The organism is Micromonospora sp. CNZ296, from assembly GCF_007827635.1.
In genome coordinates this window covers 43,838-62,345 of sequence record NZ_VISW01000016.1, presented here as the reverse complement: position 1 = coordinate 62,345, position 18,508 = coordinate 43,838, and the positions used below count along the sequence as shown (strand labels likewise).

The following is an 18,508-nucleotide window of genomic DNA, read 5'->3' as shown; positions in this document are numbered from 1 at the left end:
GGACGGCCCGGACGAGCAGTGCTCATGCGAGGACGTCGCCGGGTGGGCAAGTCCCGCCTCGTGGAGGAGTTCGTCGAGCGTACGGGCGTACCCCACCTCTTCTTCACCGCCTCGGCGCAACCCACACCCGCCGCCGACCTGCGGCTCTTCGTTGCGGCGGCGGCCGGCTCGACACTTCCCGGAGCGGGTCTGTTCGCCGGGCAGGCACCGGCCACCTGGGACGCGGCACTCACCCTCCTCGCCGCCGCGCTGCCCGCGGACCAGACCAGCGTCGTCGTGCTCGACGAGATGCCCTACCTCATCGCCACCGATCCAGGTTTCGAGGGCACCCTCCAGAAGGTCTTCGACCGGGAGTTGTCCCGTAGGCCGGTCCTGCTGATCTGCGTCGGCTCGGACCTGGCGATGATGGAGGCGCTCAACGACTACGGTCGGCCGTTCCACCAACGCGCGACCGAAATGGTCGTGCCGCCGCTGAGCCCCGGCGACGTGGGCGAGATGCTCCAGCTGCCGTCGGTGGATGCCATCGATGCGTACCTCGTCACCGGCGGCCTGCCGCTCGTCCTCGACGACTGGGCCCCCGGCGAGACCGTGCGCGACTACCTCGCCAAGGCTGTCCCGGATCCCACGTCCGCACTGATCGTCAGCGGGGAACGGGCCCTCGCTGCCGAGTTTCCGCCGCAGTCCCAGCCGGGCGTGGTGCTGCGCGCCATCGGCTCCGGGGAGCGCACCGCCTCCTCCATCGCGCGGGCCGCCGGCGGAATCCCGCAGGCTTCGCTGCACCGCGCGCTCCGACTGCTGGCTGACAAACGGATCGTGGAGGCCACCCTCCCGCTGTCCACCCGTCCTTCGCGCGAGACCCGGTACGTGGTCGCCGATCCGTATCTCCGCTTCTGGCTCGCCTTCCTCGATCACTACCTCGCCGAGATCGAGCGCGGCAGAGGGGATCTGACCCTCGCCCGCATCCACTCGTCCTGGACCTCATGGCGGGGACGTGCGGTCGAGCCGGTGATCCGGGAGTCGCTGCGCCGGCTGCCGCCGGGGCACCTGCCGTTCGAGACGGCGGTGGTGGGCGGGTACTGGACGCGTATCAACGATCCCGAGATCGACCTGGTCGGCGGTGACCGTAGCCCGGTGGCCAAGCGGATCACGTTCGTGGGCTCGGTCAAGTGGCTGGAGAACGGCGCGTTCGACGGTCACGACCTGGCCCGGCTGCTTCACCACCGCGCCCAGCTACCGGGCGCCGACGACCAGACGCCGGTCGTCGCGGTGGTGCGCAGTGGCCGTGCGGTTGACGGTGTCACGGCGATCGGGCCGGCCGAACTGCTCGCCGCGTGGCGGGATTGAACTGCTGCCGTTTCCCGGCCGTACCAGTGGGCGAGGATGTGGTGCGGCCGTTCCGCCGCACCGCTGCCGAGCTGCGGGAGGCCTGCCGTGCGAGTTGGTGAGCAGTCGACGGATCCCATCGACCAGATCCTGGGCGAGGTGCCGGTACCGGCACCGTTGACCCCCGAGGACGTCCGCCTCGCGGTCCGGGCGGTGGTGGTGCACGCCGCCGAGGAGTGGCCCGCGGGGCCGAAGTGCCGCAACGACGGCTCGTCGTTCCCTTGCCGGTTGCATCGCTGGGGCCGGCGCGTGTTGGAGACACACGGTCTCAACGACCGCCAGATCGACGCGCTGATCCGGCACGGCAACCCGTTCGTGCACGTGCCCTTCCCGTTCGTGCTGACCGGCCCGTCCGGCGCCCGTCCGGCCGCCGGGCAGGCCGGACGTCCGGTGCCGGGACAGCCGGCGCGGGCGGTGCCGGGTCAGGCCGTCCGCCCGGCCGCCGCGGCTCAGGCGGCGCGCGGTCCGGTCCCGCGGGTCGCCGCTCCGCCGGTCCGGCCCGGTCTGCGGCCCGTCGCCGCCCGGTCGGCTCCCACCGCCCGGCCCCGCTGGCCCCGGGCGAGCTGACTCCGTCGCCAGGCCCCGGGCGATCCGACCCGTCGCCCGGTCCGGGTGAGGTGACGCCACGCCTCGCCCGATCCCCGGGCCCGCTCACCCGGCCCCTCCGGCCCGGGGTGAGCCGACGCCCGGCGCCCGGTTCCGGTCGCGTCCACGCCCCGTCGCGGAGCGGCGTCGGTCGTGCCGGAGCATGCCGACGGCGGCCCGGCCGGGGAGCCCCCACCCCCGTGCCGGGCCGCCGTCACCGCTTACTCGACCCCGCAGTCCGGGGCGGACCAGTCCCTGGTGTTGGGCACCTTGTCCCGGTTGTTCTCCCGCCGCGAGTCCACGTGCGTGTGGTCGTCGTGGTCCGGGTAGCCGGGGCCGTAGATGCCGCTGAAGCCCTGGTCACGGGCGGAACGGGCGATGTCGCAGAGGCTGCGGTGCTTGGCGATCAGGTCGGCCGCGTTGCCGTAGAGGTGCTGGCTGTCCGCGGCGCCGCCGACCTGCCGGTTGCAGGCGATGCTGCGGAACCCGCTGGTCACGTAGAGCGGCTTGTCGCCGAGGCTGCGCCGCAGCGCCTCCAGCTTCCACATGGTGCGCAGCGCGTTCTCCCGGGTGGCCGACGACGAGAGCGGGCCACCGGCCCACCCGCCCTTGCCGCAGCCGTTGTCCAGCTCGGCGTAGCTGAAGTGCTTCGGCGTGCAGTCGCTGTCCTTCTGCAGGTCGTAGATCTTGGCGAACGTCTTCGGTCCGGCCACGCCGTCGGCCCGCAGCCCGTACGCGGCCTGGAAGCGCTTGACAGCGGCGGCCGTCTCCGGGCCGTACACGCCGTCGACCCGGACGATGCCGCCGTACGCGGCCCAGCCGGCCACCCGGATCTGGAGCTGCCGTACGTCGGAGCCGGACTGTCCCTGGGACAGCATGCGGTTCCAGGTGTAGCAGCCGTCGGCGTGGGCCGGTGGCGCGGCCACGACGGTCGCCACGGCGGCCCCGGGCAGGGCCAGCGCGAACGCGACCGCCGCCCGCTTCAGGGTGTTGACGCGCACAGAGTCCTCCCGATGTCAGAGCGGAACTGGGGTTGGACGGGCACATCGACCGGTACGTCCCGTCTCTCTCACCGTGACAGGTGAGAGGATTCTTCGTGGTGATTAGCCGAAATTGTTCTCACATCGGGCGGTTGCTGGATATCGGCTGTGAATAGTGCCTGTTTGCGAACGCGCTGCCGGGTGTCGCCCGTCGGAGGTGGGCGGTAACGTCTGCTCCCGGACCCGGGCGGCGACCTCGACGGGCGGGGAGGTGGGCGTTGGCGCGTGGCGGCGTGTTCTGCGTCGAGGGGCAGTGGCACCGCGACCTCAACGAACGAGGATCCGTCCTGCCCACGCTCGACCTGCTCGAACGGCTCGGCCGCATCCGCTACATCCACAAGGACGCGGCCACCCGCGACGAGCTGTTCTACTTCGTCGACAGGTGGCTGCTCAAGCAGTACGCGGATCACCGGGTGGGCTTCTTCGCCATGCACGGCGAGCCGAGCCGGCTCTGCCTCACCGACTGGGACTCGGTCGAGCTGTCGGACGTGGCCGAGCGGATGGCCGGCCGCTGCGAGGGCCGCCGCCTCTACTTCGGCAGCTGCTCGGTGCTGCGCGCCTCCGACGCCACGCTGCGCGGGTTCCTCGACGTCACCGGCGCGGCGCTGATCTGCGGCTTCACCCGCGAGGTCGACTGGGTCGAGTCGGCCGCCTTCGAGACGGTGCTGCTCGACGTGCTCGCCAACGGTCAGCGCCACAACGCCGCCGAGGTGCGGATGCGCTCGGCACACTGGGCGCCGCTCGCCGCGTACCTCGGTTTCCGGGTGATCTACGCCAACGGCCGTGCCTGGCGGCCCTCGGCCCGCCCGCGGGTGCCGGAGCAGGTCCCGGCGCAGCGGGCCGCCGGGCGTCCGCGCTGAGATCGACCGGCCGGCCTGGTAGAACCGAGGGCATGGCACGCAGCATCGCGAAGAACACCCGGGTCGACCGGGACGCCCTGATCGAGTTCCTCCGCCCCCGCCACCACGTCGTGCTCATGACCACCCGCTCCGACGGGCGCCCGCAGTCCTCCCCGGTGGCGTGCGGCGTGGACGCCGAGGGCCGCCTGGTCATCTCCACCTATCCCGAACGCGCCAAGGTCGCCAACATCCGCCGCGACCCGCGCGTCTCCGCGTGCGTGCTCTCCGACGACTGGAACGGCCCGTGGGTGCAGGTCGACGGCGTGGCCGAGGTGCTCGACCTGCCCGAGGCGCTGGAGCCGCTCGTCGACTACTTCCGCAGCATCTCCGGCGAGCACCCGGACTGGGACGAGTACCGGTCGGCGATGGTCGCGCAGGGCAAGTCACTGATCCGCGTCACGATCGAGTCCTGGGGTCCGATCGCCACCGGCGGCTTCCCCGCCCGGCTGGCCGACTGAAGCAGTACGCGCCGGATCAGTACGCGCCGGATCAGTACGCGACGGTGAAGCGGGCGTTGCCGAACCGGGGATTCTCGATCTCGTCGACGATCGCCACCGCCAGGTCCTCGTAGGTGAGCACCGACCGGCCCTGCGCGTCGGTCACCGGCTGGTCGGTGCCGGTGCGGTAGTGCCCGGTCCGCTCACCCGGGTGGAACTCCAGCGGCGGTGGGGAGACGTACGTCCAGGTCACCCCGTCCGCGCTGGTGCGGTAGAACTCCAGCGCGTCGGCCTGGCCGTGCGCCGAGTCCCGGTACTCCTCCGGGAAGTCCGGCTCGTCCAGGTAACGGGTGCCCTTCGGCGTGAGCAGCGTCGAGCCGCCGCCGACGTGGATCACCCGAGGTGGGTCGGGCAACTCACGCAGCGTGTCGACCAGCGTCCGCGCGGCGTCGCGCCACAACTCGCGCTCGCCGCCGCCGATGGCCACCACCAGCACGTCCGCATCCTCGGCCAATTCGCGTACGCTCCGCGCCGAGGTGGCGTCGCCGGTCACCGTGCGTACGCCGGGGGGTAGATAGCCGACCGCCTCCGGACGCCGCACCGCCGCTGTCACCCGATGCCCCCGCTCGACCGCCTCAGCCGCGATCCGCGAGCCCGCCGTCCCGCCGGCGCCGAACACGACGATGTCGCTCATGCCTCACAGGCTAGGCAGCCCACGGGCGGGCGGCGGGAGTTCCGCCGAACCGGCTCAGTCGACGATCGCCGAGTAGACGAGCTGGCGCAACTGGCTGCGCAGCGGGTACGTGCTCGACGGCATCAGCTGGGTGAACAGCAGCGCGGTGACCTCCTCCACCGGGTCCACCCAGAACGCGGTGCTGGCCAGGCCGCCCCAGTAGAACTCGCCGACGCTGCTCGGCACCCGCGACGGCACCGGGTCCAGCACCACCGCGAAGCCCAGCCCGAAGCCGATCCCGTCGAGGATCGTCTCGGCGAAGCCCTCCGGCGAGAACGAGGCCAGGTCCCGGTTGCCCGGCAGATGGTTGCGGGTCATGAAGCGCACCGTGCGCGGGCCGAGCAGGCGGACCCCGTCCAGCTCGCCGCCGCGCAGCAGGAACTGGGTGAACCGGTGGTAGTCGGCCGCCGTGGAGACCAGCCCGCCGCCGCCGGAGTGCCAGGTCGGCTCCGCCAGCGCGGCCCGGCCCACCCCGTCGGCGCGTACGGCCTGGCCGGTGGCCGGGTGCGGGGCGTAGAGGGCGGCCAGGCGCTTGGAGTCCGCCGCGTCCACCCACCAGCGGGTGTCCGTCATGCCCAGCGGGCCCAGGATGCGCTCGGCGAAGAACGCGTCCAGCGACTGCCCGGAGATCACCTCGACCAGGCGGCCCAGCACGTCGGTGGAGACGCCGTAGTTCCAGCTCGTGCCCGGCTGGAACAGCAGCGGCAGCCGGGCCAGCCCGGCCGAGGCCGCCGCCAGGTCCGCGCCCGCCGGCACGCCCAGGTCGAAGCCGGCCGCCCGGTACAGGCCGTCGACCACCGAGACCTGGGCGAAGCCGTACGTCAGGCCGGCGGTGTGGGTGAGCAGGTGCCAGATCCGGATCGGCTCGACCGCCGGCACGGTGTACGGCTTGAGCACCGAACCCCGGTCGTAGACGCGTACGTCGGCGAACTCCGGCAGCCAGCGGCTGACCGGGTCGTTCAGCTCGAACCGGCCCTCCTCCCAGAGCATCATCGCCGCGACCGAGGTGATCGGCTTGGTCATCGAGTAGATGCGCCACAGCGTGTCCGCCTCGACCGGCGTACCGGCCTCCCGGTCCCGCAGCCCGTACGTCGAGGAGTGGGCGACCTCGCCCCGGCGGCTGACGACGATCTGCCAGCCGGCGAGCCGGCCGTCGTCGACGTACCGGGCGAAGTGCTCGTCGATCCGCCCCAGCCGGGCGGAATCGAAGCCGACGTGGCCGGGATCGGTGCTCACCGTGACACTCACGACGCGAACCTACCCGCAGGTACCTCGGCCCCGGAAGTGTCATTAGGGTCGGTGGCATGCCCGAGCCGGTCGAGGACGTCACCTACCGCCAGCAGGACTGGTACGCCGAGGAGCTGGCCGACCGGCACTTCGTGCGATGCGAGTTCTTCCACGTCGACCTGACCGAGGCGGTCAGCCGGGGCGCGGTCTTCACCGACTGCGTGTTCGGCAACGTGGCGTTCAACGCCTCCCGGCACACCGACTCGGCGTTCACCAGGTGCTCGTTCAGCAAGTGCAACCTCTTCGAGGCCGAGTTCACCGGCTGCAAGCTGGTCGGCAGCACGTTCGACCGCTGCGATCTGCGCCCGCTGCGGGTCGACCGGGGCGACTGGTCCTTCGTCACGCTCGCCGGCGCCGACCTGCGCGGGGCGCGGATCACCGACGTACGGATGCGGGAGGTCGACCTGACCGGCGCCGACCTGACCGGCGCGACGCTGACCGGCGTGGACCTCTCCGGCGCCCAGTTGCACGCCGCCAAGCTGATCCGGGCCGACCTGCGCGGCAGCGACCTGTCCGCGCTCGACCCGACGGCGGTGCAGCGTTCCGGCGCGCGGATCGACGCCGAGCAGGCGGTGATGCTGGCCCAGGCGCTCGGTTTCCAGGTGGGCTGAGTCCGCTGGGAAATGTGCCGCGGGTTGTCAGGTTTTCCGGACACACTCGGGCGCATGACATGGTGGTCCGACCTGGTGGCGGCCGAGCCCGAGTTCGCGGCGCGGGTACGCGCCCGCTTCGCGGTCCGCAAGCACGGCACGATGGCGACACTGCGGCGGGACGGCTCGCCGCGGATCAGCGGCACCGAGTTCGACTTCGGTGACGACGGGCAGTTGCGGCTGGGCAGCATGGCCGGCGCGGTCAAGGCGCTCGACCTGCGACGCGATCCCCGGGTGGCGCTGCACAGCCCGACCGAGGACGCCCCGCCGGACGACCCGTCCACCTGGGACGGAGACGCGAAGATCGCCGGCCGGGCGCACGAGGAGCCGCCCGCCGAGGACGGCTCGCACAGTTTCCGGATCGAGCTGACCGAGGTGGTGCTCACCCGGGTGGGCGACCCACCCGACCACCTCGTGATCGAGAGCTGGCACCCCACCCGAGGCCTCGAACGCCGCACCCGCCACTGACCCGCCGCCCCCACCCGCTGACACGCGTCGATCATGAAGTTAGCGGCCTTAGATGCCCGTTTTGCCGCCGCCAACTTCATGATCGACCCGACGGTCTCGGGTGGGCGAGGTCCGCCGTGGCTGGGTACGGGAGATCTTGGTACGGAATGGCCCCTGCGGGGGCGGAAATCCTCCAAGATCTGTCCTGCTGGGATGGCCGGCGCCGGGCAGGCGTGGGAATTGCGAGGGCTGATGCCTTCTGCAAGATCGCGTTCTGTGTCATCCTCCCTACGGCGAGCCACGGGGCCGGGCCGCTCGCCGCCGGTGGCCGAGGGAGGGTCGGTGGCTGAGGACGACATCGCGCGTACCGGTATCCGGGTCGGGGGCTGGCTGCCCACACCGGACGACGGGGTCGACGCGCCGGAGCGCCCCGCCGGTCCACGCCGCCTCCCTGGGGACACGGATCCCGCCACGCCCCGGACGGTGAACCCGCCGGACGGCGAGCACCCAGCGGCCGACGCGGACGATCGGGTCTCCGTGGGGGACCTGGAACCGCCGGGTACCGCTGTCTGGCCGCCTCCGCGTACCGGCGGCCCGCCGACTCCCGATCTTCCCGCCGTAGGCCCGCTTCCAGCCGACATGCCCGTGCCCGGCACGCTCCCCGCAGGCCCTCCCGCGCCCGGCCCTCCTACGTCGACTCCGCCCAGCTCCGGCCCGCCAGCCTCCCGGACGCTCGGGCCAGGCCCGCTCGTCTCCGGGACGTCGGCGTCGGTGCCCGAGCCGCGTCCGAGTCCGCCCGGCGGCCGGGTTCCGCTGGTCGGGCCGGCCCCGATCGGGTTGCACCTGTCCGGCCCGTCACCGGTCCGGCCGGGCGCCGCCGACGAGCCGGCCGGCTCCGGTCTGCCTCAGGAGGCGGAGGCGAGACCCGGCCGGCACTCCGCCCGGGAGAGCATCCCGGCGCGCCTCGCCGGCCTGACCGGCGGCCTGTCCGACGTGACCGGCGGGATGGGCGCCCGGCTGCGCGCCGCCGCCCGAGCGGCGAGGACCCGGCTGAGCCGGACCCTCGCCCCGATCGCCGGTCCGATGCGCCCCCCGCCCGACGCCCCGGCCACCCGCGTCGCCGCGGCCCGGGCGCGGCGTCGACGCCGGCGCGCCGTACTGGCGGCCGTGGCCGTGACCGGCCTGGTGGCGGCGCTGGCGTACGCGGCCCGGTCGTCCACGCCACCCCCGCTGGCCCGGGAGACCGCGCCCGTGGCGGCACCCGGCAACCAGGCACCGAACGACCAAGCACCAAGCGGCCAAGCACCCAGCGGCCAGGCGCCGAGCCGACAAGCGCCCAGCGACCAGGCGCCGGCCACCGGCGACCCGGTCGCACCCGGCGGGCCGCTGCTCGACGTGGACCTGGCGCCGCTGCCGGGGTCGTTGTCGCTCACCGACCTCGGTACGCGGGACTGGCGGCACTGGGGCGGGACCGGCGCGGACAGCTTCCATCGCAAGGTGGGCGGTACGGGCGAGATCCAGGATCCGGGTGGCGAGCGGCTGGAGCACAACGCGGGCGCTTGTGATCTCCAGTGGACCGACGGCACGCCGACGGCGCGTCAGGAGGGCACCCGGGCGGGTGTCTTCCAGCGCGGCGCCGGGAAGAGCTTCACGCTCGGCGTGGCCGGGAGCGGGGATGTGCGTACGGTCCGGTTGTTCGTCGGCACGTTCTCGGCCGGTGCGCGGCTCGACCTGTCGCTGTCCAGCGGTGGCGATCCCGCCGTCCGCGAGGTCGCCCTCGCCGCGGGCGACCGCTTCTACCAGTACGTCATCCGCTTCCGGGCGGCCCCCGGGGAGCGGTTGCTGATCAGGTGGCACGCCCTGACCGTGACCGGGGGGCAGAACGACGGGGTGGCGTTGCAGGCGATCACGGTAAGCTGAGCGGCCGGTCCGGCGGGCGGTCGTCAGGTAACGAACTGGAAACGCCCGTCACTCGACATATGGCGCAAAGAGCCGTGCGGTGACACCGTGAAGCCCGTCGCGCACCTGTCGTTTCCGGCGGTGTCGTGACCGAAGTGGAGGGTGTGGTGGGCCAGGAGGACCGTCCGCGTACCGGCCCCGGCTCGCACCGGCACGGCCTTCCGCGTACCCGGTCCGCGCTGCGCCGGCTGCGCCGCCGGCGGCGGCTGATGCTGGAAGGGCTGGCTGCGGTCCTCTGCCTGGCGGCGCTGGCCGTCTACCTCGGCGTCGAACGGCACGACACGCCACGCGAGGAGCACGCCGGGGTGCCGGTGGCGCCGCCCGGCCGGGTCGGGCTGCCGAACGAGGCCGGCGACTCGGTGGTCAACCCGGGGCTGCGTCCCCGGCAGCGGCCGCCGTCGCCGAGCCCGTCGCCGTCCACGCCGTCCCCGTCACCGACGCCGGCGTTGCCGCCGACCGTCACCGTCACCCGCGCCGAGGTGCCCGCCACTGTCGACCTCACCGCCGCCGGCCCCACCGACTGGGTCCACTGGGGGCTCACCGGTGCCGACCGGACGGTCCGCAAGCGGGGCGGCTCCGGCGAGATCCGCGACGAGGGCGGCCGGGGGCGGCGGGAGAGCTTCAGCAACAACCCCGAGGCGTACGCCTGGCGTGACGGCAACCCGGTCGCGTCGGCGAGTGGCACCATGTCCGGCGTCTACACCTGCAACCGGGGCAGCGGGTTCAACCTCGCGGTTGCGGCCGACGGGCAGCAGCGCACGGTGCGTCTGTACGCCGGGCTCTGGATGGCCCGCGGCCGCCTCGACGTGCGCGTCTCCAGCGGCGGCCCGGTGACCACGCTGCGGATGGAGGATCCGCACACCGCGCTCACCGCCGAGTTCACGATCAGGTTCCGCGCCCCGCGCGGCGCGAAGCTGCTGATGAACTGGACGGTGGAGGAGTCGCTGGGCGACTGCGGCAACGTCAGTCTCCAGGCGGTGGCGCTGCGCTGAGCGGGGACAGTTTGTCCGTCGCGTACCGGGCCGGGCGTCGTACGTTTCGGTTGTCCCGTCCGACCATCCTCTGTGGAGGCCCGACCGATGACCGGCCCTGCCCCCGTCGCCCCCGCCCGCCCGCGCACCGACTGTGACGTGCTGCGCGAGATCCCGATGCCGCCGTACGTGACGGTCGAGGACGTCCAGTTCGCGGTGCGGGCGGTGGTGGTGCACGCGCCGCGGGCCTGGTCGGGCGGGACCATCTGCCGCAACGACGCCAGCCCGCACCCGTGCCGCCTGCACGTGTGGGGCCGCCGGGTGCTCACGCTGCGCGGGCTGCCGTCGGCCGAGATCGACGCGCTGGTCGAGCGCGGCGATCCCGCGGCCGACCCGCGTCCGTACCGCCCCGGCGCCTGAGCACCGGGGCGGCACGGGCCGGTCAGCAGAGCGCGGGCTTCACCCAGGAGCACTCCCGGCCCTCCGGCACGCGCGGCGACTCGGGCGCGGCCGGCACCGTCCGCCGGGCGGTCGCCGTCTCCTTCTCGGTGTACGAGGCCAGCGCGATGGCGATCTGGTCCTCCAGCCCCTTCACCGACGAGGTGAGGTAGTTGTTCAGCACGATCGAGAAGGCGAGCAGCCGCCCGTCGGCGTCGGTGACGTAGCCGGAGAGCGCTGACGCGCCGGTCAGGCTGCCGGTCTTGGCGTGCACGTTGTTCGCTGCTGCCGTGCCGCCCATCCGGCTGCGCAGCGTTCCGCCCACGAACCGGTCCGGGTTGCCGGCCACCGGCAGCGCGGCGTACCAGGTGTCGAACCACGGTTCGGCGCGGACCGCCGAGAGCAGCGTGACGAACTGGGCCGGCGGGACGAGGTTGCGCCGGGACAGCCCGGAACCGTCGCGTTGGCGCAGCGTGCCGGTGTCCACTCCGGCGTCGCCCACGTACCCGCTGATCGCTGACAGCCCGGCGGCCCAGGTGCCGGATCCGGAGAGTTGCCGGCCCAGTTCCTTGGTCAGCACCTCGGCGTGACCGTTGTTGGAGAGCTTGAGGAACGGCACCATCAGGTCGGCCAGCGGCATCGAGTCGTGCCGGGCGAGCGGCTTGGCGGTGTCGGGGGTGGCGGTGCCGAGCACGGTCCGGCCGAGCACCCGTACGCCGTGCCGCCGCAGCGCGGAGCGGAACACGTCGGCGGCGTACCCGGTCGGTTCCCACACGGTGACCCAGTCGCTCTCGGCGGCCTGGCCGACGGCGATCTGGCCGGTCACCACCACCGTGTTGCCGCCGTGCTCGCGCTCGAAGGAGATGGTGGTCTCGCCGTCGGCGACCGTCTCGGCCCGGTTGTCGATCCGCAGCCAGCCGTTGTCAGGCGTCATGGTGATCTTCGGCAGGGCGCCGGCCCGGGTGCCCGGGGCGGCGTGGACGATCACGGTGCCGGCGTCGTAGTCGGTGTCCGGGGCCACTGTCAGCGCCGACACCTGGGCGGCGTAGTAGTAGGGCTCGTCGTCCCAGGTCCAGTCCGGACCGAGGCGGCCCTTGTCGTACCGGGTGTCGTCGGCGATCAGATCGCCCGCCACCACGCGTACGCCGGCCGCGGCGACCTGCTCGGCGAGCCGGTCGTAGTCGGCGGCGAGGATGGTGGGGTCGCCGCCGCCACGCAGGTAGAGGTCGCCGGAGAGCATCCCGGCGCGCCGCGGCCCGTCGGCGCTCACCTCGGTGGTGAAGCGGTGGCCCGGACCGAGGAGTTCCATCGCCGCCGCCGAGGTGAGCAGCTTCGTGTTGGAGGCGGGGATGAGCCGCCGGGTGCCGTTGCGGTCGTAGAGCGTGCGGCCGGTGGCGGTGTCCACGACGACCACGCCCGCCTGTGCCCCGTTGAGCCGGCTGTCGGCGAGGACGGCGTCGATGGTGGCGTTCAGCCGGGTCTGCGCGGGGGTGGGCGCTTCGGCGGTGGCGGTGGTGGTGCCGGCGGCAGCCGCGGTGGCGACCAGCGCCAGCACCGCGAGCGCCCGGGGGAATAGGCGACGATGCATGGGAAGATGCTGCCACGGAGATTTCCTGCGGGAAAGGCTTCGGCGCGAAAGGTTATTTGCGGCCGCCGATGCGGTCACCGCAAACCCCCGGTGTTCCCGGTACGGCTCGGGGAAAACCCCTGTTCACCGGGGAGCGGCCGATCGCCGGGTTCCGTTTGACGGATGACCTGGCAGCGGGCACGGTGGGGGTGAGGGCGGTGGAACCGCCCTGCTTCCAGCGCGGCGAGATCGTGTCTCGCCCGCTTCCGGGTCGCGAGCCGACCGCGTGGGCCGTGTCGCCCGCGAAACCCGACATCCAGCCATGAGGAGTTCAGCCATGCTGACCATGACCGACAACGCCGTCCTGGTGATCCGTGACCTCGCCGCCCAGCAGGACGTCGCCGACGCCGGCGGGCTGCGCATCGCCGCCGACACCGACGCCGGTTCGCTCTCGATCGAGCTGGTGCCGCAGCCGGTGCAGGGCGACCAGGTGGTGGACACCGAGGGTGCGCGCATCTTCCTCGACTCGGACGCGGCCGAGCTGCTCAACGACACGTCGGTGGACGCGATGGTCGACGAGGAGGGCGTGGTCCAGTTCGGGTTCACCGAGAAGGAGTGAACTCAGCCGGCGCGCTGGTCCGGTTCCGGCCGGACCAGCGCGGCCAGCACGTGCGCCAGGTGGTGCGAGGTGCTCCACGCGATCCAGTTGGCGGGTGAGCCCGCGCCGGCGCCCCGCCGGGCCCGCCGGACGATCTCGTGGTCGCCCCACGAGAAGCCGGCCCCGGCCGAGGACCAGTGCGGCGCGGCAGTGAGCGTGCGGCACAGGTCGGCGAAGCGCTCGTCGCCCCGCCCACCCCGCCGCGACCAGCGGTAGACCCACCACGCGTCGTCGGCTGCCCAGCGCAGCGTCGGTGTCCGGTCGCCCGGCTCGTCCGCGTCGCGTACCGCGCAGCCGACGCCGTAGTCGCCGTACCCGAGGCGCAGATCGGCCAGACGCCGCCAGAGCGACCAGTCGTACCGTTCCAGGCGGACCGGTTCGTCCATCGGCAGCCGGGACAGGGCCGGCGGCATCCCGCCGGCTGCCGCCGTCACCGAGCGCCAGGCGTGCCGCCGGGCCCACTGCGCCGCCCGCCGGACCCTCGGCTCGGCCAGCCGGACGTCGGCCTGGCAGCACACGTCCCCGGCGTCGAGCAGCAGGTCGCACTGCTCGGGCAGCAGGCCGGTCACCCGCCACACCCGTTCCGCGGCCGCGGTTGCGGCGTCCGGCCCGGCCCGGTCCGGACCGACGCGCAACCGGACGACCGCGTGGTGTGCCCAGACCCGGGCCGCCGCGCCGTGCGCGGCCAGCCGCCGGTCACTGTCCGCGAGACCGATGACCGGCACCAGCGGTACGCCCCAGCGGACCGGGTCGTGTTCCGTGGCGTCCGGCAGCGCCGACACGTCGACGGCGGGCAGCAGCCCGGCGGGCAGCCGGGTCAGGGAGTCCACGATGGACGTCGCGTCCGCCGGGACGTCGAGGATCGGTGCGAGGAGCGCGGCGGAGGCGTCGTCGAGCCGGGCCAGCGCCTCCAGTTCCCCGCGCCGTGCGGCCAGCACCGGGCGGTAGACCGGAGATCGACCTCGGAGCGGCGGCACCATACTTCAATGTAGCCAGACGATTGCGCTGCGTCATGGTTTCCGATCGGCTCCGGTGCCGGAGCGGGCGTCGCAGGGGGGCGGAGCCGGTCGCGAATCGACCGCAAGGCCGACGTTTCCGCAGCTCAGAGCTGTCCACTGTCAGTGATCGGACAGTCCTCCGGCTGGTTGCCGGGCGGTTCGCCGACATAGCGTCGGAATCACCGAGGGGGACCGCCGACGATCGCCCGGACGCGTACGAACGCCTCCTGCCGGCGTACCGGCGGGAGAGAGGATCACCATGCCCAGCCGTAGAGCTAGGAGGGAAACCACCGGCCAGCCGATCCCGAGCATGCGGGAGGCCGCGCGCGCCGACACCGAGATCAACTCGTGTTCGCCGGTCGGGTTGCCGGCCACCGCACGCATGCTGTTCGCCGTGGTCGACGCCAACGGAAGGCTCGTCCGCGGCCTCGGCGCCACCTCGGCCACCCGGCTCGCCGCCGGGATGTACCAGGTCTCGTTCGACCAGGACGTGGCCGGAGCGGCGTACGTCGGGACGGTCGGCCCCGCGACCGCCAACGGGCTGGTCCCGCAGGGTGTCATCACCGTGGCGCCGCGCTCGGGCATCGCCAACGCGGTGTTCGTCGAGACGCACGGCACGAGCGGGCACGCGGACCGCCCGTTCCACCTGGCCGTGCTGGCCTGACCGGACGCACAGACGAGCGCACGGCGCCGCACGACCTCCGGTCGTAACGTCGCCGCGCTCCGGCCGTCTCCCACCACCGCAGCCGTACGGCGGTACGCCGGCGGGGACCTGGCTCGACCGGCCCAGCCCGCACCGGTCTTGTCGGCAGCACATGCCCCCTCTCAGGGGATCCAAACCGGATCGGCGTGGGGAATTCCACCATCTGCGACTCCCGGCGTGGCGGGCGCGGGATCGGGGTATGAGCGGACCATGGAGCATTTCACGATCGCGACAGTCGCCGAGAAGAGTCCCGACTTCCGCCGCGTGCTCTGGACCGGGGAGCACACCCAGCTGGTCATCATGACCATTCCGCCGGGCGGCGAGATCGGCGAGGAGGTCCACGAGGGCATCGACCAGATCCTCACGTTCGTCAGCGGCACCGGCGAGGCGCGGGTGGCCGGGGAGAAGAAGGAGGTCGTCTCCGGCGACCTGGTGGTCGTGCCGGCCGGCACGAAGCACAACTTCGTCAACACCGGGCCGAACCCGCTGGTCCTCTACACCGTCTACGGTCCGCCGGAGCACGCCGACGGCGCGGTGCACAAGACGAAGGAGGAGGCGGACGCCGCCGAGGAGGCGGGCGAGGACGAGCCGCCGACGTCCTGACGCCCGGTGCGCACGTGTTAAGCGGGGGCCCCTGCTCTACCGGAGACGTTAAGAAGGGGCCCCTCCTTGCACCAGGCCGGGGTATTTCAGGCCCGCGCCGGTGTTCAGCACCACCACGCGCTCCCCGGGCCGGATCCACCCGCCCGCGCGCAGGTGCCGGGCGGCGGTCAGGCAGGCCGCGCCCTCCGGGCAGAGCAGCAGCCCTTCCCGGGCGGCGAAGTCACGCAGGTCGGTGAGGATCTCCGCGTCGTCCACCGCGATCGCGGTGCCGGCGCTGTCCCGCAGCGCGGACAGGATCAGCTCGTCGCCGAGCGGCGCGGGCACGGTGATGCCGAACGCGACGGTGTGCGCGTCCTCCCACGGGGTGACGCGCTCCTCCCCGGCCGCGAACGCCCGCACGATCGGCGCGCACCCGGTGGACTGCACCGCGACCAGCCGGGGCAGCCGGTCCTCCACCCAGCCCAGTTCGCGCAGCTCGTGCAGCGCCTTGTGGATGCCGATCAGCCCGACGCCACCGCCGGTCGGATAGACGATCACGTCAGGCACCTGCCAGCCGAGCTGCTCGACGATCTCGTACCCCATTGTCTTCTTGCCTTCGAGGCGGTACGGCTCGCGCAGCGTGCCGGCGTCGAAGATCCCCCCGTCCGACCCGGCGATCAGCTCGGCGATGTCCCGGCCCGCGTCGTTGATCAGGCCGTCGATCAGCCGCAGGTCGGCGCCGGCGGCGAGGCACTCCTCGCGGCAGATCGTCGGCGCGGCCAGCGGCATGGCGATCGTCGCGCCCATCCCGGCCCGCGCCGCGTAGGTGGCCCAGGCCGCGCCGGCGTTGCCGTTCGTGGGCATGGCGATCCGCTGCACGCCCAGCTCCCGGGCCCGGCTCACGCCCACCGACGCGCCGCGCGCCTTGAACGACCCGGTCGGGGTCAGCCCCTCGTCCTTGACGATCAGGTCCGCGATGCCGATCTCGTGGCCGTACGCCGGCGCGCGCCACATCGGCGTCCAGCCCTCACCCAGCGTGGTGACGAAGCGGGGATCGGCGACCGGCAGCAGCTCCCGGTAGCGCCACAGGTCGGCCGGGCGCAGCCCGAACTGCTCCGGGGCGACCGTGGCGGCCACCGCGGCGAGGTCGTAGCGGGCCAGCAGCGGCGAGCCGCAGCCGCACAGGTTCTGCAACACGTCGGCCGGGTGTTCACTGCCGCAGCGCGGGCACTCCAGGTGCGTCAGGTGCACGGTGGTCCTCAGCTCGCGTCGATGCTCAGCCAGTGCCGGCTGCGCCGGCCCGGCTCGTACGGGGAGTCGAGGCGTTTCGCCACCACTCCCGGGAGCCCCTGCTCACGGGCGGCCCGTAGGGCGTCCGCGCCGACTCCCGGGAACCACGGCGGAGTCTGCCAGTGCGGACCGGTGAGCGCCAGACCGTCGAGCAGGTCACGGCGTTGCGCGTACGGCACGTCGAGGCTGGACACGCCCTCCAGCCAGAGCAGGTCGACGGCGAGGAACTGCCCGTCGCGCCGGGTCGGCGGACGGACCCGGCCGGCCGGGTCGATCCTTACCAGCACGCCGTCGATCACCGCCTCGGCCGGGGCCAGCGCCTCGGCCATCGCCCGCGTCCACGGGTACTCCCCGGTGACCTCCGTGTCGTCGCCGTCGAGCAGCCGCAGCCGGCCGCCCGAGACGTACGCCATCGCGCGCACGCCCGCCCAGCGCAGCTCGTACCCCCAGGCGGCGGCGTCGCGCGGCAGCCGCCCGCCCTCGGCGGGCAGCATCGGGCGGACCAGCTCGGGCATCGGCGTCCAGCCCTCCGGCGCCGGGTCGGTACGCCTGATCATCCAGTCCCGGCCCCGGCCGCCGGTGGCGAACAGCACGTACCGGCCCTTCGTGCGCTCGCCGTCCAGCACCACGATCACCTCGTCGTCGCGCCACTTCTCCGCGCGGTAGGTGCCGGTGTCGTGCACGATCATCCGCCCGCCGCCGTACTCCCCGGCGGGGATCTCCCCGTGGAACGTCAGGTACTCCATCGGGTGGTCCTCGGTGTGCACGGCCAAATGGTTGCGGCCCGGGTCGCGGGGCAGGCCGCGCGGCACGGCCCAGGAGGCCAGCACGCCGTCGTGCTCCAGCCGCAGGTCCCAGTGCAGGCTCCGGGCGTGGTGCTGCTGGATGACGAAGCGGGGTGCGCGCCGCGCGGACCGCTTCCGCCCGGAATCCCGCTCGGGCACCGGTTCCGGGGTACGCGCGGCGTCCCGTTTCCGCCGGTACTCCTCCAGCCGGTCCGCCATCCCCGCATCCTCCCCCAGACGCGCCGCGCGCGCCGGGATGCCGGTGTGTGTGCGGCGAACCGGGGTAGAACGGGGGACATGGACAGCGACCAGCCCACCCTTCCGCTCGCCGGCGACGTCCGGATCCCGCTGCTCGGCTTCGGCACGTGGCAGGCCACCGGCGAGGCCGGGTGCCAGGCGGTGCTCGCCGCGCTCGACGCCGGCTACCGCCACATCGACACGGCCACGATGTACGGCAACGAGAAGGAGGTCGGGCGGGCGGTCAAGGAGAGCGGGCTGCGCCGGGAGGACGTCTTCATCACCACGAAGCTGCCGCCGGACCGGGTGGGCCGGGAGCGGGAGACCATCGAGGCCAGCCTGGCCGCCCTGGACACCGACTACGTCGACCTGTGGCTGGTGCACTGGCCGCCGTCCGCGCCCGGCGACAGCATCCCGGTGTGGCGGGAGATGCTCGCCGCGCGGGACGAGAACATGGCACGCACGGTCGGGGTGAGCAACTACTCGATCGGCCAGATCGACGAGCTGATCCAGGCCACCGAGGAGACGCCGGCGGTCAACCAGATCCGCTGGAGCCCGTCGCTGTACGACAGGCACACGCACGCCGCCCACCGGGACCGGGGCGTGGCGCTGGAGGGGTACAGCCCGTTCAAGGCCAGCGACCTGTCCGACCCGGTGCTGGTCCGCATCGCCCAGGCGCACGACGTGTCGCCGGCCCAGGTGGTGCTGCGCTGGCACATCGACCACGAGATCGTGGTCATCCCGAAGTCGGTCACGCCGGAGCGCATCCGTGCCAACGTCGACGTGTTCGGGTTCTCGCTCACCGCCGAGGAGATGCGCGACATCGACGCGCTCGCCGGCTGAGACGTACCCGCAGAAA

General features: G+C 73.3%; 20 protein-coding genes. 13 read left to right on the top strand and 7 right to left on the bottom strand.

Annotated features, from left to right (window positions below; all coding sequences use genetic code 11):
- Window positions 1-24: 24 nt before the first annotated feature.
- Both FB455_RS24640 and FB455_RS24635 read left to right on the top strand, forming a co-directional pair.
- Window positions 25-1,344: an ATP-binding protein gene (locus FB455_RS24640; protein WP_236619372.1), complete on the top strand. Its 1,320-nt coding sequence runs from the start codon at window positions 25-27 to the stop codon at window positions 1,342-1,344.
- A gap of 87 nt (window positions 1,345-1,431) precedes the next feature.
- Window positions 1,432-1,950: a hypothetical protein gene (locus FB455_RS24635; RefSeq protein ID WP_013284328.1), complete on the top strand. Its 519-nt coding sequence runs from the start codon at window positions 1,432-1,434 to the stop codon at window positions 1,948-1,950.
- 239 nt (window positions 1,951-2,189) lie between these two features.
- Here FB455_RS24635 and FB455_RS24630 read toward each other — a convergent pair whose 3' ends face one another.
- Window positions 2,190-2,969 carry a D-Ala-D-Ala carboxypeptidase family metallohydrolase gene (locus FB455_RS24630; protein WP_013474201.1) on the bottom strand — a complete coding sequence of 260 codons (780 nt, stop codon included), beginning with the start codon at window positions 2,967-2,969 and terminating at the stop codon, window positions 2,190-2,192.
- Between the two features lie 257 nt (window positions 2,970-3,226).
- On the opposite strand from FB455_RS24630, the gene FB455_RS24625 reads away from it, so the two are divergent.
- Window positions 3,227-3,868, top strand: coding sequence for a DUF6642 family protein (locus FB455_RS24625; protein WP_013474202.1), 642 nt, complete (start codon window positions 3,227-3,229; stop codon window positions 3,866-3,868).
- A 32-nt stretch (window positions 3,869-3,900) separates the two neighbouring features.
- Window positions 3,901-4,365, top strand: coding sequence for a PPOX class F420-dependent oxidoreductase (locus tag FB455_RS24620; protein WP_013284331.1), 465 nt, complete (start codon window positions 3,901-3,903; stop codon window positions 4,363-4,365).
- 31 nt (window positions 4,366-4,396) lie between these two features.
- On the opposite strand, the gene FB455_RS24615 is transcribed toward FB455_RS24620, so the two are convergent.
- Window positions 4,397-5,038 (bottom strand): NAD(P)-dependent oxidoreductase, encoded by a 642-nt coding sequence (locus FB455_RS24615; RefSeq protein WP_013284332.1) that lies wholly within the window; start codon window positions 5,036-5,038, stop codon window positions 4,397-4,399.
- Window positions 5,039-5,092: 54 nt separating this feature from the next.
- Entirely contained in the window at window positions 5,093-6,325 is a 1,233-nt protein-coding gene (locus tag FB455_RS24610) for a serine hydrolase domain-containing protein (RefSeq protein WP_145755047.1), read from the bottom strand.
- A 56-nt stretch (window positions 6,326-6,381) separates the two neighbouring features.
- On the opposite strand from FB455_RS24610, the gene FB455_RS24605 reads away from it, so the two are divergent.
- The 5 genes from FB455_RS24605 (at window position 6,382) to FB455_RS24585 (ending at window position 10,811) form a co-directional block, all read left to right on the top strand.
- Window positions 6,382-6,975: a pentapeptide repeat-containing protein gene (locus tag FB455_RS24605; RefSeq protein ID WP_013284334.1), complete on the top strand. Its 594-nt coding sequence runs from the start codon at window positions 6,382-6,384 to the stop codon at window positions 6,973-6,975.
- Between the two features lie 54 nt (window positions 6,976-7,029).
- A complete protein-coding gene (locus FB455_RS24600; RefSeq protein WP_013284335.1) occupies window positions 7,030-7,482 on the top strand; it encodes a pyridoxamine 5'-phosphate oxidase family protein in 453 nt (150 codons plus the stop codon).
- A gap of 750 nt (window positions 7,483-8,232) precedes the next feature.
- Complete coding sequence (locus FB455_RS24595) at window positions 8,233-9,381, top strand: hypothetical protein (protein ID WP_486481571.1); 1,149 nt, start codon at window positions 8,233-8,235, stop codon at window positions 9,379-9,381.
- 125 nt (window positions 9,382-9,506) lie between these two features.
- A complete protein-coding gene (locus FB455_RS24590; protein WP_377627413.1) occupies window positions 9,507-10,412 on the top strand; it encodes a hypothetical protein in 906 nt (301 codons plus the stop codon).
- An 87-nt stretch (window positions 10,413-10,499) separates the two neighbouring features.
- Window positions 10,500-10,811 carry a hypothetical protein gene (locus tag FB455_RS24585; protein ID WP_013284338.1) on the top strand — a complete coding sequence of 104 codons (312 nt, stop codon included), beginning with the start codon at window positions 10,500-10,502 and terminating at the stop codon, window positions 10,809-10,811.
- A 22-nt stretch (window positions 10,812-10,833) separates the two neighbouring features.
- Here FB455_RS24585 and dacB read toward each other — a convergent pair whose 3' ends face one another.
- Entirely contained in the window at window positions 10,834-12,417 is a 1,584-nt protein-coding gene (dacB, locus tag FB455_RS24580) for a D-alanyl-D-alanine carboxypeptidase/D-alanyl-D-alanine endopeptidase (RefSeq protein ID WP_145755045.1), read from the bottom strand.
- Between the two features lie 316 nt (window positions 12,418-12,733).
- Here dacB and FB455_RS24575 point away from each other — a divergent pair, with 316 nt between their 5' ends.
- Complete coding sequence (locus FB455_RS24575; RefSeq protein ID WP_013284340.1) at window positions 12,734-13,015, top strand: iron-sulfur cluster biosynthesis family protein; 282 nt, start codon at window positions 12,734-12,736, stop codon at window positions 13,013-13,015.
- Between the two features lie 2 nt (window positions 13,016-13,017).
- Here the strand turns inward: FB455_RS24575 and FB455_RS24570 are convergent, their stop codons facing one another.
- On the bottom strand, window positions 13,018-14,034 hold the full coding sequence (locus FB455_RS24570; protein WP_186461668.1) for a beta family protein: 1,017 nt from the start codon (window positions 14,032-14,034) through the stop codon (window positions 13,018-13,020).
- Window positions 14,035-14,362: 328 nt separating this feature from the next.
- Between FB455_RS24570 and FB455_RS24565 the strand changes: the two genes are divergently transcribed.
- Both FB455_RS24565 and FB455_RS24560 read left to right on the top strand, forming a co-directional pair.
- Window positions 14,363-14,716: a hypothetical protein gene (locus FB455_RS24565; protein ID WP_240322291.1), complete on the top strand. Its 354-nt coding sequence runs from the start codon at window positions 14,363-14,365 to the stop codon at window positions 14,714-14,716.
- Window positions 14,717-14,965: 249 nt separating this feature from the next.
- Complete coding sequence (locus FB455_RS24560) at window positions 14,966-15,358, top strand: cupin domain-containing protein (protein ID WP_013284343.1); 393 nt, start codon at window positions 14,966-14,968, stop codon at window positions 15,356-15,358.
- A 48-nt stretch (window positions 15,359-15,406) separates the two neighbouring features.
- On the opposite strand, the gene FB455_RS24555 is transcribed toward FB455_RS24560, so the two are convergent.
- Both FB455_RS24555 and FB455_RS24550 read right to left on the bottom strand, forming a co-directional pair.
- Window positions 15,407-16,588: a threonine synthase gene (locus FB455_RS24555; RefSeq protein ID WP_071096546.1), complete on the bottom strand. Its 1,182-nt coding sequence runs from the start codon at window positions 16,586-16,588 to the stop codon at window positions 15,407-15,409.
- Between the two features lie 8 nt (window positions 16,589-16,596).
- Window positions 16,597-17,631: a DNA polymerase ligase N-terminal domain-containing protein gene (locus tag FB455_RS24550; protein WP_114919560.1), complete on the bottom strand. Its 1,035-nt coding sequence runs from the start codon at window positions 17,629-17,631 to the stop codon at window positions 16,597-16,599.
- A gap of 78 nt (window positions 17,632-17,709) precedes the next feature.
- On the opposite strand from FB455_RS24550, the gene FB455_RS24545 reads away from it, so the two are divergent.
- The gene (locus FB455_RS24545) at window positions 17,710-18,492 is read left to right on the top strand and encodes an aldo/keto reductase (RefSeq protein WP_013284346.1); all 783 of its coding nucleotides are present in this window, start codon (window positions 17,710-17,712) and stop codon (window positions 18,490-18,492) included.
- The last annotated feature ends 16 nt before the right edge of the window (window positions 18,493-18,508 follow it).